At 34.7% G+C, this 17,063-nt stretch carries 16 protein-coding genes; 13 read left to right on the forward strand and 3 right to left on the reverse strand.

Annotated features, from left to right (window positions below; genetic code table 11):
• Window positions 1-308: 308 nt before the first annotated feature.
• From F580_RS0100285 to F580_RS0100310, 6 genes are read left to right on the forward strand one after another with little or no spacing between them, the layout of a single operon-like run.
• On the forward strand, window positions 309-1,244 hold the full coding sequence (locus tag F580_RS0100285; protein ID WP_019025694.1) for a hypothetical protein: 936 nt from the start codon (window positions 309-311) through the stop codon (window positions 1,242-1,244).
• A 15-nt stretch (window positions 1,245-1,259) separates the two neighbouring features.
• Window positions 1,260-1,676, forward strand: coding sequence for a hypothetical protein (locus tag F580_RS0100290; RefSeq protein WP_245560573.1), 417 nt, complete (start codon window positions 1,260-1,262; stop codon window positions 1,674-1,676).
• A gap of 13 nt (window positions 1,677-1,689) precedes the next feature.
• Window positions 1,690-2,103: a hypothetical protein gene (locus F580_RS0100295; RefSeq protein WP_019025696.1), complete on the forward strand. Its 414-nt coding sequence runs from the start codon at window positions 1,690-1,692 to the stop codon at window positions 2,101-2,103.
• 45 nt (window positions 2,104-2,148) lie between these two features.
• Complete coding sequence (locus F580_RS0100300) at window positions 2,149-2,439, forward strand: hypothetical protein (protein WP_019025697.1); 291 nt, start codon at window positions 2,149-2,151, stop codon at window positions 2,437-2,439.
• A 9-nt stretch (window positions 2,440-2,448) separates the two neighbouring features.
• On the forward strand, window positions 2,449-2,790 hold the full coding sequence (locus F580_RS0100305) for a hypothetical protein (protein WP_019025698.1): 342 nt from the start codon (window positions 2,449-2,451) through the stop codon (window positions 2,788-2,790).
• On the forward strand, window positions 2,783-3,010 hold the full coding sequence (locus F580_RS0100310; RefSeq protein ID WP_019025699.1) for a hypothetical protein: 228 nt from the start codon (window positions 2,783-2,785) through the stop codon (window positions 3,008-3,010). Before F580_RS0100305 ends, F580_RS0100310 begins: the two co-directional genes overlap by 8 nt.
• A 71-nt stretch (window positions 3,011-3,081) precedes the next feature.
• Here F580_RS0100310 and F580_RS0100315 read toward each other — a convergent pair whose 3' ends face one another.
• Window positions 3,082-4,512, reverse strand: a complete 1,431-nt coding sequence (locus tag F580_RS0100315; protein WP_019025700.1) for a zincin-like metallopeptidase domain-containing protein — start codon at window positions 4,510-4,512, stop codon at window positions 3,082-3,084.
• Window positions 4,513-4,785: 273 nt separating this feature from the next.
• Here F580_RS0100315 and F580_RS0100320 point away from each other — a divergent pair, with 273 nt between their 5' ends.
• The 7 genes from F580_RS0100320 (at window position 4,786) to F580_RS0100350 (ending at window position 14,673) form a co-directional block, all read left to right on the forward strand.
• A complete protein-coding gene (locus tag F580_RS0100320; RefSeq protein ID WP_019025701.1) occupies window positions 4,786-6,375 on the forward strand; it encodes a type I restriction-modification system subunit M in 1,590 nt (529 codons plus the stop codon).
• Complete coding sequence (locus F580_RS26235) at window positions 6,359-7,633, forward strand: restriction endonuclease subunit S (protein ID WP_019025702.1); 1,275 nt, start codon at window positions 6,359-6,361, stop codon at window positions 7,631-7,633. The genes F580_RS0100320 and F580_RS26235 overlap by 17 nt, the downstream gene beginning before the upstream one ends.
• 3 nt (window positions 7,634-7,636) lie before the next feature.
• A complete protein-coding gene (locus tag F580_RS0100330) occupies window positions 7,637-10,891 on the forward strand; it encodes a type I restriction endonuclease subunit R (RefSeq protein WP_019025703.1) in 3,255 nt (1,084 codons plus the stop codon).
• A 9-nt stretch (window positions 10,892-10,900) separates the two neighbouring features.
• On the forward strand, window positions 10,901-11,809 hold the full coding sequence (locus tag F580_RS0100335) for a restriction endonuclease (RefSeq protein ID WP_019025704.1): 909 nt from the start codon (window positions 10,901-10,903) through the stop codon (window positions 11,807-11,809).
• A gap of 521 nt (window positions 11,810-12,330) precedes the next feature.
• Entirely contained in the window at window positions 12,331-13,062 is a 732-nt protein-coding gene (locus F580_RS0100340) for a hypothetical protein (protein WP_019025705.1), read from the forward strand.
• 213 nt (window positions 13,063-13,275) lie between these two features.
• Complete coding sequence (locus tag F580_RS0100345) at window positions 13,276-13,623, forward strand: type II toxin-antitoxin system MqsR family toxin (RefSeq protein WP_019025706.1); 348 nt, start codon at window positions 13,276-13,278, stop codon at window positions 13,621-13,623.
• Between the two features lie 12 nt (window positions 13,624-13,635).
• Window positions 13,636-14,673, forward strand: a complete 1,038-nt coding sequence (locus tag F580_RS0100350; RefSeq protein ID WP_019025707.1) for a type II TA system antitoxin MqsA family protein — start codon at window positions 13,636-13,638, stop codon at window positions 14,671-14,673.
• Window positions 14,674-14,827: 154 nt separating this feature from the next.
• On the opposite strand, the gene F580_RS0100355 is transcribed toward F580_RS0100350, so the two are convergent.
• Together F580_RS0100355 and F580_RS0100360 are read right to left on the reverse strand one after the other, a co-directional pair.
• Window positions 14,828-16,639, reverse strand: a complete 1,812-nt coding sequence (locus F580_RS0100355) for a relaxase/mobilization nuclease domain-containing protein (protein WP_019025708.1) — start codon at window positions 16,637-16,639, stop codon at window positions 14,828-14,830.
• A complete protein-coding gene (locus tag F580_RS0100360) occupies window positions 16,639-16,992 on the reverse strand; it encodes a hypothetical protein (RefSeq protein ID WP_019025709.1) in 354 nt (117 codons plus the stop codon). The genes F580_RS0100355 and F580_RS0100360 overlap by 1 nt, the downstream gene beginning before the upstream one ends.
• Window positions 16,993-17,063 lie beyond the last annotated feature (71 nt).

Raw genomic sequence — 17,063 nt, forward strand, 5'->3', positions numbered from 1 at the left:
TTCTGGCTTGATGCACTGAAAAATAAGTAACTATTTTATCTTAATTGGCGGTTTAATTGAGAGGAAAGTTATATGTCTACACAATCTATATCACACCAGTATTATACATACTCGCCCTTGTTTATCATCGGTGCTGCTTTGTCGTGTCTGCAATCCATAAAAACTACATTTCATTCTTCATATTTGAGGCACTTTCCATAGTGTCATTCCTGAGTTCGTCCGAACTTAATTTTTAAATAAAAAACAAAATAGAAAAAAATACACCCTATGGGTGGGGATTTTTGCACCCTAAATATGAGGAAAACAATATGAAATACACAACATTATACCGAGATCAACAAGAACTAATTAAATCTGCTCCAATGGGTAAGAAGGCTTTAAAAGTCCTTTTTGGTAAGAATCCTGTGAGCTTTCAAAGATATGCTCACACAATGAAAGATATATTTAATGATGGTTCTGAAGGTGGAAAAAACTCCATTAAACTTATCAATGAAGAATTACAGTGGCGTAAAGATGGTTCACCTGTCATTTTTTTAGAGACAAAAGAGCTTGCTAGCTACTTGTATGAAGCAAAGTTTAACTTTGAAGAAGACTTTAATGTAGCCCCTCCTTTTCAATCATTTGTAATGGCATTTCCTGAGCATACGATCATTAATGAGGTAATGCTAAAAAGTGCGCTTATTACCATTATGACCCGTAAGGAGTTTATCAATCTGTATGGGCCTTCAGTCACTACATTATTAGATTTTTTCAACACTGATTATGAAGATGATGAACTATGCATTAGCGTTAACTATACAACTGCAAGTGGTCGTGTCGACACTAACTTTAGTCACCTATCAAAACTCACTACAACATTAAAAAGAAATGCAATTAACCCACTTCCAAATAACGGCACGAATATGCTGGAAGCATTAACGAAAATAGCGCTTGGATTATGTGTTTATCACAGTGCTACTGATGGTGAAAAGCTTGAAAAAGGCTACCCAACTTTGGCTATTTCCTTACCTAAAGGTAAATCAAAGGGAAGCTATAAAGCCGTCACTATTCGCTCATTTAAGCAAAAACAAAGCAGTGATAATAATAGCAAAAGAATAATTACGCATCGGATTCCCCACTTTAGAAACCTTAGAGCAGAAAGGTTTTATCAAAAAGAGGAATACAAAAATATGAAGCGTGGATCTCGATGGACGTTCGTTAAAGAAGTCGATATTTACGGCAGTATGAATACCTTACTGAATTAATAGTGTTAAAAGTTTATGAAATATAAAAAGAATTACCCACAAACCAAAGGAGAAATAAATATGTGTGTATTAGCAGTAATGAAAGAAATGACGGACGACTATGAAAACTTTAATAGTGTTCGCCGCCAGTTGGCGACAACAATGATTTATTTTGTAGATATTAATATGTTGCAACACCGCAGCGATGAAATGAAAGCCACAGCAGAAATGCTTTTGTTGAAAAACTGCCTTGGAGCAAGCCGAGTGGAAGATTTAATCAATGATTTTTCAAATGAAGCTGATTTTATAGAGAATAACTTTGATGAAATAACGTCAGAAAATATTGATTCAGAACTTCTATTTAGATTACTGATTAGAACGCTTCGAGCCACCGTTAATCTTTTTAATGAAGTATTAGATACGTTCAACAACTCACAACAAACCAACCAATAAAGAGGATAAAAATATGGAAACTGTAGCGAAATATAACAACTTAGTAAACCAACACCCTAAGCATATGACATTAATTGAGACCTTATTTCATCAGGGTACATTAAGACAAATGTTAGTAAGGCTTTCTAAAGAAAAAATAGATTTTATGTCGATCCCTAATGAAGAAAATGGCTTTGCTTGCGTTTCTTCTAGAGATGTAAAAATGTATTCAAAAACAGGTTTTCGTTTGATTGAAAAAGACAAAATTATGCTGTTTGGACTTACCGAGTGTTTAGCTGATAAAGATATCGCATTTGCGAAGAAAATAGCCAAAAAGATTAAATGCAAAGCATTGACGAAATTAGCTCATTCAATAATTGAAGATTTTGAGTTTTCTTATCAACTTGAAGAGATGAAAAATAATGGCACAGAAATCATTCAACTTTAACAGGAACTTAACGCACAGGGATGTTGCATTTATGAGGAAATAATTATGAACAAGAAAAAAACACAAAAAATATTTAGGGAATGGGCGTTAGATTTTAAGGCTGTTGGCGATCTGAGATGCTATGAAAAATGGCTGTTTATATCAAATCAAAAACGTTATACAGATCAGGAGTTAAGTCTGATTTTCCTAGAATGTCAGCAAAGAATAGTAACGGATTTAGGGATAGAAGAATTAGGGCTACTTATCTCTAAAAAATATGCACAGGCAACAAAAGAGATATCGAATGAAGCTCAATGCGTGCTTCAACACATTCAACAACTTAAAAATAAAAAATAGGAGCATAAAATGAAAGAAAATATTAAATACATAGAGCAATGGGCGTTATTAAAGATTATTGATAACTATGAGATAGAAAATAGTATAGCAACTGATGATTTTGGATGGGTTGAGAAAGTTACAAACGATATATCAGTTACATTCCCTGCCAGTATTTTTAGAGCATTGCCAAATTATGCAAGATTAGAGGTAATTAAGGCTCTTGAGTGGTGCAGTGTGTTATCAATGGATAATATACATTATGTTGAATCTGAATTAAGAAATATAGAAGAGGCTTATGAAAATTACGATTGGTACATAGCGGATACAGCTCGTGAGGTTAAGCAAAACCTAAGGAGTTTAAATGTATAAATCACTAGAAGATAAAATCGAAGCTTTAAGCATTGATGAAATAGCGCTAATTGTCGATGAACAACCACGATTACAAGAGTTTGTACGTTGCTTGTTTACTAATGAACAGTATCAATTAAACCAACTGAGAATGCTTGATGCTCAAAATTACTTAATTGCACTAACTATTTTGAAAATAGTATACCCAGAGTGTAGACAAGTCTTTAGTAAACACTTTTAATTATATTTATAAGTAACACGATACAAAAAAGCCCGTTTAGGGCTTTTTGTCGTTCTGGGCTAGGATAAATATCACATTGATAAACGTGATGATTTCAGTTTGTTTTTAGTCGGTTTTTCTTCATCGTCATTATCATCAGACACATCAAGAATAATTGACTGTAATAACTTTAAATTATCTAACTCTTTTCGAACAAGTGATGAAGCGCTACCTGTAAGGGATACTTTTTTATCAGGAGTAAAAACATCAATTCCGCCTTTAATCTCGTTATAACCAATGATTTTTTGATTTTTAAGGGGGATCAGTGAAGTGAAATTTTTAGCACTTTTAATGATGTATTCTCCTAACCCGTCAGCGTGTTTATCTTCTAACTTTAATTCAAAGTCTAACTTATCAGGTACTTTATAAACGGGTGCAATAGAGAGATCTAATTTGTGTTTTAGCACTTTATGGCTAATGTATTCCTGTGCTGATCTAGCTTGCTTACAAATGCTCAACAATGCTTTTTTCTTATCTTTAAAGTTGCTTGCCCAGCCTTCTAAATATTTGGCGTGACTATTAAACGTTTGAAGTCCTTCCTCATCTAAACACAAAAACATTGTACTCGTCTCAGCAATAAGCTCTTCTGTAGCATAACCTATTGAATTAAATGGGTTCGAAAGTTTTCTGTCAAGCCTGCTAGGATGCCCCGTACTATGCGATAGTTCGTGTAGAATAATAGCGTAATATGCTTTGTCTGATATAAATTTTTTCCTTGGTGGGATAGTAATACAGTCGTCTTTTGGCGAATAGAAAGCTCTATCCTGATTCTTTTCAATGACAGGAACGCCCATAGCATCAATGATAACCTGCACTTTTTCAACAAATGCTAAATCTTCCATTTCAGGAGACATCACTTTATTTTCTAGTTCTTCTTGCTGTGCAAAATATTCACGCTCTTCAATGAATGATTGAGGCAATAATTTTTTGATTTTTTCAATTGGAAATACTCTATAGGGCTTTAATCCCTTTCTTTTTTGATAACCTTTTTCACGCATTTCAGTAAATGACATACCTTCTGTCTTTTTTTCAAAAATACTTTTGCTGATAGCTTTACCATCTTTTTTATATGTTTCTAGGTATTTAATTACTTGAGCGTCAAGCGTTATACCTTTTAGTGGTTTAGAAGGATCAAATATGTCTGATTTAGGAGGAAGTTGATCTTTATGTTGTTCAAGTAAGTCGGTAGCTTGTTTGAAGGTAGAGTAAATAGGGACTTTGGTAGCGTGATCTACTTGTGCTTGAAGTAGCATAATGATGTTAACACCATTATATTCATTATTATGGTGATTTACTGGAAGTTTGTTTAAAGCACTACGGTAAAAACTCACGTCAATATCACTATCTGAACTAGGCTTTTCTCCTTTTGGTTTTGAGAAGTAGTCGAACAATCTATCAAGTATTTGGCTTTGTTGGTCTATTTTTGCTGTAGTGCGTCCTGCACTCGTTCTAGGCTTTTTCATAAGCATTCCTTTTGTTAGGGGGTTACTTATGTCGTACCATTTATTCTACTTTTTCCAAGTGATTGAAAGTATGACTATTGTTTTATCCTATAACCTAGATGTTTTTTCTATTTACCCTCACTAAATTTTAAAGCTTGTTTTTGATCAAGTTGATGAAATTAATACTTGTTTAGTCCTTTTTTTAATATAAGAATCAATCCTTTTTTGGTATTGTATGGCCTATTAATTCATCAGTGTGAATTTACAAAATAGAATTTTATAGGATATAACTCAGTGGCTAAACCATCACCTAAGAAAACAGCAGCAAAAAAGAAAGAAAAATCATTTGAAGAAATACTCTGGGACGCAGCAAACAAGCTACGTGGTAGTGTTGAATCGTCAGAATATAAACACATTGTTTTAAGTCTGATATTTTTGAAATTCATCAGTGATACGTTTGAACAACAAAGAGAAAAACTCATAGATGCTGGGCTTGAAAAGCATATTGATATGGTGCCAGCTTACACTAAAGATAATGTGTTTTATTTACCAGAAAACAGCCGTTGGAGCTTTGTTCAACAAAATTCTAAGCAAGAAGATATAGCGCTTAAAATTGATACCGCCCTAAGTACCATTGAAAAGACCAACAAAGCCTTACAAGGCGCATTACCTGATAACTATTTTTCTCGTCTTGGTTTGGATGTCAGTAAACTCTCTGCTTTAATTGATGTTATTAATAATATTGATACTCTAGCTAATCCGCACGAAGATGTGGTTGGGCGAGTATATGAATATTTTCTTTCTAAATTTGCCATTGCAGAAGGTAAAGGTAAAGGCGAGTTCTATACTCCAAAAAGCATCGTTAACTTACTTGCCGAGCTTATAGAGCCATACAAAGGGAAAATATACGATCCCTGTTGTGGGTCGGGCGGTATGTTTGTGCAATCAATGAAGTTCATTGAGAACCATAAAGGTAATAAAAAAGATATTTCTGTTTATGGTCAAGAATACACTGGCGCAACCTACAAGCTAGCAAAAATGAACCTCGCTATTCGTGGTATTTCAGCCAACCTTGGTGCTGCCGCAAAAGATACTTTTGCCAATGACCAACACGAAACACTGAAAGCTGATTTTATTATGGCAAATCCGCCATTTAACCAAAAAGATTGGCGTGCTTCTGATGAGTTGGTTGATGATCATCGTTGGGATGGTTATGAAACACCACAAACAGGTAATGCCAACTTTGGTTGGATCTTGCATATGGTATCTAAATTGTCTGAAAATGGTGTGGCTGGTTTCATTCTTGCCAACGGTGCGCTATCAGGTGAAGGTACAGAAAAAGAGATCCGTAAGAAATTAGTCGAAAATGGCCTAGTAGAAGCGATAATCATCCTGCCAATGAAAATGTTTTATACCACTGATATTAGTGTCACGATGTGGATAATCAATAGCAATAAAAAAGAACGTACCGTTCCGCACGGAGATTTAACTCGCCATTACCGCTCCCGTGAAGATGAAGTGTTGTTTATGGATTTGCGTAAACACGGTGAAGCGTTTGAGAAAAAGTATGTTCAATTCTCTCCTGAAAAAATATCTGAAATTGCCGAAATATTGCATACCTGGCAAGAATTACGTGCTGAATCTGAATATCAAGATATAGCTGAATATTGCTACTCAGCCACAAAAGAAGAGATTGAAGGAAAAGGGTACTCTCTTGTACCAAGTAAATACATCGAGTTTAAGAACCACGATGAAGATGTCGATTTTGATGAGAAAATGGCTCAAATCCGTAATGATTTTACTGGCTTACTAAAAAAAGAAGCAAAATCAAAAACTGAACTTTTATCTGTATTTAAAGAGTTGGGCTATGAGATCACACTATAAGCGAATTGGTGATTATGTCACCCAAATAAAACTAAAAAATTCAGATGATGCAATATCTAATCTTAAAGGGATAAATATTAACAAGCACTTTATGCCATCGGTCGCCAACATTAATGGTACTGATCTGAGTAAATATAGAGTTGTTAAAAAGAATCAATTTGCTTTCAATCCAATGCACGTTGGTCGTGATGAAGTGCTTCCTATATCAATGTTACAAAGTGAAAGCTCGATCATTGTTTCACCTGCATACGTTGTTTTTGAAGTTAAATCCGAGGAAGATCTACTTCCTGAATATCTGATGATGTGGTGCAGACGTTCTGAGTTTGATCGTAATGCTTGGTTTATGACTGACAACAGTGTTCGAGGTGGATTTGGTTGGGCAGATTTTTGCGATATGGAACTCCATCTCCCATCTATCGAAAAACAGCGTGAGATCGTGCGTGAATACAATGTGGTTACTGACCGTATTACACTAAACGAACAACTGAGTCAAAAGCTAGAATATACTGCTCAAACTATTTACAAACAGTGGTTTATCGATTTCGAGTTTCCTATCACTAAAGAATACGCTGACTCTATCGCTAAGTTAGAATTAGAAGGGAAGCCATATAAATCTTCTGGCGGAGAGATGGAGTATTGTGAGGAACTTGAACAGGATGTTCCTAAGGGATGGAAGCTAGTTGATATAGGTCAGTGTTGTTCAAAAGTTATAGATAATAGAGGAAAAACACCTCCATTGAGCGCTGACGGAACAAAGTTCTTATTTGAGACATTTTTACTTGATAAAGCGTTTCCAAGTATAGGTGCAGGTTCGAAATATAAATACGTTGAGCAAGATATTTATGATAGCTGGTTTAGAGCGGGCCACCCTACGCATTTAGACTTACTCGTTGGCACTGTTGGTAACGGTATTCCTAACTGGGGCTTAGTGCCTAAAGGTAAGGATTTTTGTATTGCACAGAATATTGTAGCTTTACGGGTGTTAGAAGAGATCTCTCCTTTTTACTTAAATTGTTTCTTTAATACTCATTTATTTAATACTCAGTTTAACGCAAGAATTAAAGCAACTGCTCAACCTAGTATTAGGGTTAGTGATTTGAAAACTATTAACCTTTTACTTCCAAGTGATTCAATAATGAGCGCATTTCAATCAATAGTTCTGCCTATGTTTGAGCTAATGGAAACAAAAGTAATGGGAAATATTAGCTTGATAAATTTACAAGATTTATTGCTAAAGGCACTGGCTAAAAAAGGCTAATAAATGAAATTTACAGAAGAAAGACTTGAACAAGCCATTATTGAACTGCTAGGGAGCGAGGGCTATCCACATAGTCGTGGTGAAGCGATTGAGCGAACATCTGAAGATGTACTGATTAAGTCGGATCTTCGTGAATTTCTAAGAAACCGTTACCAAGCTGATTTAATCACGAATAATGAGATTGAGTCGATCATTCATAAGCTGGAATACCTTCCTGCATCAGATCTTTACGATACCAATAAAGCCATTATGAAGTTTGTCGCTGATGGATTTTTGTTAAGGCGTGAAGATGCAAGCCAAAAAGATTTGTATATTCAGCTTATCGACTATGACAATGTTAAACAATCATTACCGATAGTATTGAAAGAATTACAAGGTGTTGCTGAGGTTAGTCCAAAATACCTGCCTAGTGGTGATAATAATATCTACCGTATCGTTAATCAGATGGAAATACAGGGTTATGAGCTGCGTATTCCTGATGGGATCCTTTATATCAATGGCTTGCCGTTAGTGGTGTTTGAGTTTAAAAGTGCCATTCGTGAAGAGGCAACGATTTTTGATGCGTATAAGCAAATAACCACTCGTTATGATCGGGATATTCCTGAGTTATTCAAATACAACGCTTTGTGTGTGATCAGTGATGGTGTGAATAACAAGATGGGATCTTACTTTGCCCCGTATGAGTTTTATTACTCTTGGCGAAAAATTACGGGTGAAGAGAAGCTAGACAAAGACGGTATTGATTCACTGTTTACTATGATCAGTGGTTTATTTAATAAACAGCGTTTAGTCGATGTTATCCGTCACTTTATTTATGTACCTGACACCTCCAGTAAACAAGAGAAAATTGTTTGTCGTTATCCACAGTATTATGCGGCAACTAAGCTATTTTCCAATATTAAACAACATATGAAACGTGTTGATAGGCAAGGTAACTTGGTTAACGATAATGGCTTACGTGATGGTAAAGGTGGTACGTACTTTGGTGCAACGGGTTGTGGTAAAAGTTTTACGATGTTGTTTTTAACTCGATTGTTAATGAAAGATGTAGGGCTAGGCAGCCCGACCATTATCCTTATTACTGATCGTACAGATTTAGATGATCAGCTTGCAGGCACATTTACTAATGCAAAAGCTTATGTAGGCGACCAAAATATTATTAGTGTTGAGAGTCGAAGTGAGCTGCGTGAACACCTTAAAGGCCGTAAAAGTGGCGGTGTATTCCTTACTACTATTCATAAGTTTACCGAAGAATTAGCACTACTGACTGAACGTACCAATGTTATTTGTATCTCTGATGAAGCGCATCGTAGCCAAATTAATTTAGAGCAAAAGATTACCGTCACTGAAGATGGTGTTAAAAAGACTTATGGTTTTGCTAAATATCTGCACGACTCTTTACCTAATGCGACTTATGTTGGTTTTACGGGTACACCGATTGACGCAACGCTGGATGTATTTGGTGCAGTGGTAGACAGCTACACCATGACTGAATCTGTTTATGATGAAATTACCGTTCCTATTATTTATGAAGGCCGAGCTGCAAAAGTCTTACTAGATGGTAAGCAACTTGACCTCGTTGAAAAATATTATAAAGAGTGTCAAGACGCTGGCACGAATGAATATCAGATAGATAAAAGCAAAAAAACGATGGCGAGTATGTCTACCATACTAGGCGATCCTGACCGTATAAATACGATAGCTAGAGACTTTGTTGAACATTATGATAATCGTGTAGAAGAAGGCTCTACTCAAAAGGGTAAAGCTATGTTTGTTTGTAGCAGCCGTGAAATTGCTTATCAATTCTACCAAGATATTATTGTGCTTCGTCCTGAATGGGATGAAGTGAAAATATGTGAAGAAGGTTCAACTTTATCAGAAAGTGATAAGAAAAAAGTTAAGCCGATGGAGCGAGTTAAAATGATTATGACTCGCAATAATGATGATGAAAAAACACTATGGCATAAGGTCGGAAACAAAGAGTACCGTAAAGAGTTAGATCGTCAGTTTAAAAATGGTAAATCTAACTTTAAAATAGCCATTGTGGTGGATATGTGGTTAACAGGCTTTGATGTGCCGTTCTTAGATACTATATATATTGATAAACCACTGCAAAAGCATAATTTGATTCAAACTATCTCTAGGGTGAACCGTAAGTTTGAAGGAAAAGAAAATGGTTTAGTGGTCGATTATATCGGCATTAAGAAACAGATGAACTTAGCCCTTTCTCAATATACGGGCGGCCAAAAGCAAGATATTGAAGATATTAAACAATCAGTGATTGTGGTGAAAGATCACCTTAGTTTACTTGATGGTTTATTTCATCAATTTGATTCAAAACCCTATTATCACGGCTCCCCATTAGAGCAACTACAATGCTTAAACGCTTCTGCGGATTTTACGCTAAGAAGCAAGAAGTTTGAAAAAACCTTTATGGACTTAACTAAGCGGCTTAAATCTGCTTATGATATTTGTGTGGGTAGCAACGAGTTAACTCAAGATCATAAAGATAAAATTCATTATTATTTAGCGGTTCGTACCATTGTTTTTAAAATTACCACGGGTGGTGCGCCTGATGTTGATCAAATGAATCGCAAAGTACGTGATTTAGTTAAAAATGCATTATTAAGTGATGGTGTTGAGGAAATATTTAAACTTGGTGAAGATAGTGGCGGCGAAATTAATATTTTCGATGCTGATTATCTCGCTAAATTAGAAGTGATTAAACAGCCTAATACTAAGCTTCAATTACTTCAGCAGATGCTTGCCAAAGCCATTGGAGAGTTTAAAAAGACCAATAAAGTTAAGGGTGTAGATTTCTCTAAAAAGATGAATATGCTGGTTGAAAAGTATAATGAGCGTGAAGAAAAAGACGTACTTAGATCTGAAGTGATTACCGATTTTTCAGATGAGATTATCAACCTATATAACGATCTGCGAGAAGAAATGTCTTCGTTTAGTGAGATGGGCATAGATTTTGAAGAAAAAGCATTTTACGACATTTTAATATCATTAGCTCATAAGTATGATTTTACTTACCCAGAAGATAAATTACTGGATCTAGCGAAAGAAGTAAAAGCGGTTATTGACGATAAAGCTCAATATCCAGATTGGAATAAACGTGAAGATATTAAGGCGGATCTTCAATTTAGTTTAATCATTTTGCTAGATGAGTGGGGTTATCCACCTATAGACCGTGATGAAGTATATAAAGAAATTTTTGAGCAAGCTGAAAACTTTAAGCGCAATGTAGCGTAGGTGAAAATAATGACGATACCAAAGCATAATGAAATACGATTTGTAGCTTTAAAGACCTTGCTTGATGGTGAAGCTAAAAAGTTAAAAGAGTTAGTAAAACCAATGGCGTTACATTTTAAACTTTCTGATGATGATGTTGAAAAAATGTATGAATCGGGTAATGGACCCGTGTTTTTGGATCGAATCTCTTGGGCTATGAGCTTTTTAAGTTTAGCTGAATATATCGACAAGCCTAGGCGTGGGGTTTATCAAATCAATGACGCTGGGCGTTTGGTACTAGAGCGTGAAGATGCTCAAATGTTTCTGTATAAAGCTAATACCAAGCGAAAATCTAAGCCGAAAGATATTGATGATATTACTGATCTGCAAGATACAGACAAAACGCCATTACAGCTTTTTTCTGAGTCATTTGATGAAATTAAAAAATCTATTTACGATGAAATTTTAGAAACTGTGCTTCGTAAATCTCCACGAGATTTTGAGCATCTTGTCGTTTCTCTACTTGAACGGATGGGCTACGGCGGACAAGTTAAAAATGCTGGTCAAGTCACTCAAGCGTCTAATGATGGTGGAATTGATGGAATTATTAAAGAAGATTTACTGGGTTTAGGGCGAATCCATATCCAAGCAAAACGTTATGGTATAGGTAATACCGTAGGTAGGGATGAAATACAAAAGTTTGTTGGTGCATTGGCTGTTGCACAGTCGAATAAAGGGGTATTCATTACCACATCATCTTACTCTAAAGGTGCTCACGAATACGCTAATAATCTTAATGGCACTACTGCATTAGTTTTGATCGATGGTCAGCAATTGGCACGATATATTTATGATTTTAACTTGGGTATGCAAATAGAAAAAGTCATTGAAATTAAAAAGCTTGATAGTGAGTTTTGGGACTTAATGCAAGACGCATAATCCGTAAATTCTTTACCAGAAAAAGAAAAATCTCTGATTTTTCAGTGCTTTTAATCTCTTCTCCTTCATCTAATGAAATACCCACCGTATCAGCATCTTAAACACCTGTTCTAGCCCTTATCAACGAAATAATAGGTAATGGGCTAGGTGCAGTAATAGAGTATCTAGAATCCTTTAATCTGTGCATCTCGTTATATAAATTACTAAATTCTATTATTAAATATATTATTAATTAGCTCTGGTATATAAGGGGGTGTGTTAGGTGTGTGTGTAATAAGGTGTTTGGGTGTGTGCAATAAATCTGGGGTGTGTGTAATACGGTGTTTGCTATTGCAAATTGTTTTTTTAATGGTTTACTAAAATAACAACGAAAAAAAGAACTCTGGAAAGTTCTTAGTTTCGGAAAATCTCGATGCAGCGAGATATAATCATTATTAGCATATTTTTATTTATACTCAATAGCTTAATTGTAAATTATATTTTTTCTCACGAGATAGCATAATCAAATCAGGAGGAAACATATGCTATCAAAACAACTTTTTCTAAGACTACCAAGAGCTTGTGTAGTTAATAACTCAGATGAACAAGCACTACTTTACCCTAAAAATTTAACACCATTTGAATTAAAACTGGTGCTATCTATTCTTGCTCAAGCCAATATGAGTAATGAAAAAATCATCGAACACTTTGATATTTTACTTAAGGATTTTAAAGCAGAAGACTCACTATTTAGCTGGGTTAAAACATCAATGTTAACGGTGATTAAGATAATTAACGGGATAAAACACCCATTTATTCATAAATTAAAGTGTGAGAATGGCAGAATAAATATCACTTTAAGCAGGCTCTACCGAACTTTAATTGCTCAACAATTATTGGATAAAAAACCCGTAAATGTCGAGCTTGAACCGTTAATGGCATACAAGAAAATATCATCTATCAAATTACATATTCAGGTTAAAGGCTTTTATCCATACAAGGCTAATTTTTATTTTTTAGTTGAGTTTCTAGGGGTATCAACCAACCAATGTAGAAAAGAACAGATCCGCTCGATTAAGAACAAAATTAGAACCTTGAATAATGTTGCTGATTTTAAGTATCAACATCCCGTAGAGATCTGTGCTCTTGATAAAGAAGGTGATTATGACTTTAGCATTTACAGGCTTAGGGATGGTGACTGGATTTCAGATAATATGAAAAAGAGAAAGCCAGGGAAAAGGAAGAATGTTGGCAATGTGGAGCTACTAAAGTAGTGCTATATATTTTATAAAAATTGACATTTCATCTGATTTTTTCTTTCAAATGGAGGGTTTGATTAAAGGCTGACATTAAAAATAGGTTGTGATTTTAGAAGTGATTTTAGAAGTGATTTTATAATTTTTATAATTTTGATATGAGATCTTGATTTTATGATGTTATCAATTGATAATAGATATAGACTTATCAATTGATAACAAGGAGCTTGTGTGAGTTGTTCGGTAAATGAAGCTTTGATCTGGATAAAGGATGCGATAGCCGCAGGCCGATTTACTCTAGTTCCAAGATCAAAAAACAACCAAGGTATTATAGAGCTTGGTTTAACAAGAGAAACATTAAAAACTTTAATTTGTAGTTTTACACATTTAAATTATTGTTCAGGGCCAGAGCAGGATAGAGACCGTCCAGACTCTGGCGAAGTGTGGTTGTACGGTGAAGATGTTAATGGAATCGAGGCATATATTAAGATAAAAATTTATGTCGTCAATGATAAACAGTATGCAAAATGTATATCGATCCATCCAGCTAATCGTCCAATGAATTACACAAATAGATAAGAGAATAGATTAATGAAAAATACAAATGAGGAGCTAGATATGAATATAAAGCGTGTTTGCCCTTGCTGTGAGAGTTTAACTAATCAAGAGTTAGTTAAAAACACTGAAGAATATAAAGTAAGGAATGAATTAATCTTAGCGGAAAGTTCGTTCTATGTTTGCTCGGTTTGTGAAAATGAAATCGAGGATGATAGTGTTACTGATCCACTTGTTGAAGTTTATAGAAAATATAGAGATATTAAAGGCTATATACACCCACATCAATTGGTCGAGTTTAGACAAAAATATGATTTAACTCAAAAGGAGTTAAGCCATATGTTGGGTTTTGGTGCTGTGACCTTAAGTAGATATGAGAATGGATCATTACAAACTGATTCTCATAATATTTCTTTAGAAATGGCTATGCAACCCAATTCATTAAAAATGCTAGTGGAACGAAATCAACCTATCTTTAGTAAAGATAAATTGGAGGCACTTTTAACCTCGTTAGAAAAAGAGTGTGAAAACCTTTACTGTGGTAGTAGTAATGAAATATCTCGCCAACTAAGTAAGTCTAAGATAAATGAGTTTTCTGGTTACTCGGAATTACAAGTATTAAAGCTAATTGAGCTTATTATCTTTATGTGTAGTTTTGGAGGAACGTTAAAAACCAAATTAAATAAACTTTTGTTCTATAGTGATTTTTATGCATTTAAAGAATCTACTAGGTCTATGACAGGTCTACAATATGTACACCTCCCGTACGGGCCTGTTCCTGATAATTTTGATTTTGTCTACGCTCAATTACTCAAAGAGGGTGTGCTATGTAAAGAGGAAATATCTTATCCGAATGGTTATTTTGGTGAAAATTACGTATCGAATCGGGATGTGGATTTGACAATGTTCAATGAAAATGAAAAATCAATATTAGAATTGGTGCAAGCTAAGTTTCAAAACTATTCATCTAAAGAGATTACTGATTATTCTCACGAGGAGATGGCTTATAAAGAAACTGTTTTGAGTGAGGTTATTAGTTACAAATTCTCTGAAGATCTGAGTGATTTACAATAACCCACTTCATAGCTCTAGAGACTAATTATCCCTAGAGCTATAGAAATGCTCTACTAGTTATTTATATAGACCTCCCTATCTAAATATAAATGAATCAATCATTATGCAGTATGAGATCTTATTAATAGTTTTTTAACGATTGATATTAGCTTTATTATGGAGTATCAATTTTATTATTTCTTTTAGGATAACATTTACTTTTAATAGGCTTGAATTCATTCATTTCATTTTTAATATCATTTAACACTAATTGACGCTCCTCATCTTCAAACACAATTGGCTGGCTACTATTAGTTGTTTTCTTAATGGGCTTAAATGAACTACTCTGCTTGGAAACCTTTAACTCTTCTGATGTTTTTTTATCTAACTCTGCAATAGGATAGCTAATATATAGAGCCTTATAAAAGTTTTTTTCTTCAGTTGTTTTTGCCTGTTCCTCCATTGCATCAACCAGTATTGAAATGTCACTTTTTACTACTAAATTATTTCTAATCGCTGTTTTTAATTCATCAAATGTTAAATCACCTTTAATTTCTTTCAAGTCGGCATAGGTCAATTGATGTGGCTTATCAGGTTTAACAAAAAACAACAATTCGGGATCTTTTTGATAAGCAACTTTCATCATTCGTTTTAAAAATTCAGGGCTTGAGTTGGTAAGGGTTGCACCTTTCCAACCATTTTTCAAAGCGACACTGATTGAAAGAGTTAAATCGTGATCGTTGGGTGTTGAAGGGCCAAACCTTATCAAGTCTTTATTACTTGATAGTCTGAGGTTGTAATTGTAAGGACGGGCTGCAATGTTCTTTTTACCGAAATAGATCAGAATATCGTCATTAGCGTTGTTCTTGCGCTGTTTGTAATACTTGTTGATTTGCTCAATCTGAAAATCCAGCATCTTACGCTGTAGCTTGTGTGTTGAGCGTAGTGAGGGTGGTTTTTCTAATGTATGAATGAAGTTCGGGAAACGCTTTTTAATCTTACCTAAAGTCATAGAACTGGATATTTTACCGCCTGAAATGGTTTGTCCTTGGTAGTGAAAGGCTATGCCCTTATTCTTGCCCGATTTAGCGTGTTTTAATAGCTCAATGGTGATGCCTTGCTTTTTAACCAAGTTAATAAATTCATCTTCATCATTAGCTGAGTTGTAGAGAGTAAAAATCGTCTTTTTTGCTGCTTCAAGCTTTTGATTAACTTCTCCATTTTCTGCTAAATTCTGCAGGGCTTGTTGATATGAGTGTTGCTCGGTAATTTCCGCTTCACTGTGATAATTATCTTCCATTAGCAGGTCATAAGATTTACGCTTGAGTTTGGTCAACGGTGAGTCTTGCTCTTTAGCTACGCTGAGGTTTTTCTGATAATTGTATTCCGCTTCCAATTGACGGTTTTTCATTACCTTCGCCATTGGATCGTTAGCTGGTCTTATTGCATTAGAAACATTTTTTCCAGTGAGAGTTAAGTTATATTTCAACTCTATTGCTTCGCACGATGCTCGCATAGCTCGCTTTGAGTTTTTTACTCGCTGATAAGTGCCATCAGAGCTAAAACTTGAACGAATAAAGTGAAAATGCAGCCTACCACTGTCTTTTTGAGGGTAGATAACATAAGGGGTATTTTCCATATCGTATAGGTCTGATAAAAGCTCTACGCTGATTTGAGCTAGTTCTTCTTGGCTGAAACGAGCGTTGTCCTCATCTTCAAAACTGATCATCTCGTGTGCATACAACTTCTTTTGGAGTTTATTGCTTGAAAGGCTTTGATTGAGCGTAATCTCATTAATAAATTCACGCATAAAATCTTGATATGCTGCTGGGTCTGAGATGTTGATAATACCAAGGTTAGAGATTGCTTGTAACAATCGAGGGTTATCTGGTGAGTTAAGATACTCTTTTGCTACTGTGTTATATCTAATAGTATTTCTAAGCTGTTTAACTGTTTCTCCTTCGTGCAAAAGTTTTGCTATGGCCATTATTTTTTCCTACTAACGACAAAGGTTTTTAAAACTTTATTTTTGAGTGTCGATATTTGTATTGCCAATTTTTTTAGCTGAATTGTTTCAGACTCAGTAATGGTTTTATTTCTATTTGATGTTCTCGTTATTTGGTTCAAATTATTGCCGCAGCATTTTAATTGCGTCAAAATTTCGAGTAGATAAATACTGTCTTGAATAATGATCTTAGGTGCTTCAATTTTCTTCTTGTTTCGTAGTTTTTCGACTAACTCAAGCCAAGTTCGTGCTTTAAGCTGTATTTTTGTTTTTAGTAGTGACGCTTTTTCTTCATCAGTGCAGCGTATGACAATTTTTGTATTGTTGTTTCTCATCTTTATTAATCTCCAAATGTAATGCGGATATTAAGACTTTTAAATGGTGAGTAATATTTAAAACAAGTGGT

Origin of the sequence: Colwellia piezophila ATCC BAA-637 (assembly GCF_000378625.1) — a bacterium.
Lineage (GTDB): Bacteria > Pseudomonadota > Gammaproteobacteria > Enterobacterales > Alteromonadaceae > Colwellia > Colwellia piezophila.

What these genes read in the sequence shown, in the direction of transcription:
- F580_RS0100285 (WP_019025694.1), top strand. Translation starts at nt 309, where the DNA reads ATGAAATACACAACATTATACCGAGATCAACAAGAACTAATTAAATCT.
- F580_RS0100290 (WP_245560573.1), top strand. Translation starts at nt 1,260, where the DNA reads ATGAAATATAAAAAGAATTACCCACAAACCAAAGGAGAAATAAATATG.
- F580_RS0100295 (WP_019025696.1), top strand. Translation starts at nt 1,690, where the DNA reads ATGGAAACTGTAGCGAAATATAACAACTTAGTAAACCAACACCCTAAG.
- F580_RS0100300 (WP_019025697.1), top strand. Translation starts at nt 2,149, where the DNA reads ATGAACAAGAAAAAAACACAAAAAATATTTAGGGAATGGGCGTTAGAT.
- F580_RS0100305 (WP_019025698.1), top strand. Translation starts at nt 2,449, where the DNA reads ATGAAAGAAAATATTAAATACATAGAGCAATGGGCGTTATTAAAGATT.
- F580_RS0100310 (WP_019025699.1), top strand. Translation starts at nt 2,783, where the DNA reads ATGTATAAATCACTAGAAGATAAAATCGAAGCTTTAAGCATTGATGAA.
- F580_RS0100315 (WP_019025700.1), bottom strand. Translation starts at nt 4,512, where the DNA reads ATGAAAAAGCCTAGAACGAGTGCAGGACGCACTACAGCAAAAATAGAC.
- F580_RS26235 (WP_019025702.1), top strand. Translation starts at nt 6,359, where the DNA reads ATGAGATCACACTATAAGCGAATTGGTGATTATGTCACCCAAATAAAA.
- F580_RS0100330 (WP_019025703.1), top strand. Translation starts at nt 7,637, where the DNA reads ATGAAATTTACAGAAGAAAGACTTGAACAAGCCATTATTGAACTGCTA.
- F580_RS0100335 (WP_019025704.1), top strand. Translation starts at nt 10,901, where the DNA reads ATGACGATACCAAAGCATAATGAAATACGATTTGTAGCTTTAAAGACC.
- F580_RS0100340 (WP_019025705.1), top strand. Translation starts at nt 12,331, where the DNA reads ATGCTATCAAAACAACTTTTTCTAAGACTACCAAGAGCTTGTGTAGTT.
- F580_RS0100350 (WP_019025707.1), top strand. Translation starts at nt 13,636, where the DNA reads ATGAAAAATACAAATGAGGAGCTAGATATGAATATAAAGCGTGTTTGC.
- F580_RS0100355 (WP_019025708.1), bottom strand. Translation starts at nt 16,639, where the DNA reads ATGGCCATAGCAAAACTTTTGCACGAAGGAGAAACAGTTAAACAGCTT.
- F580_RS0100360 (WP_019025709.1), bottom strand. Translation starts at nt 16,992, where the DNA reads ATGAGAAACAACAATACAAAAATTGTCATACGCTGCACTGATGAAGAA.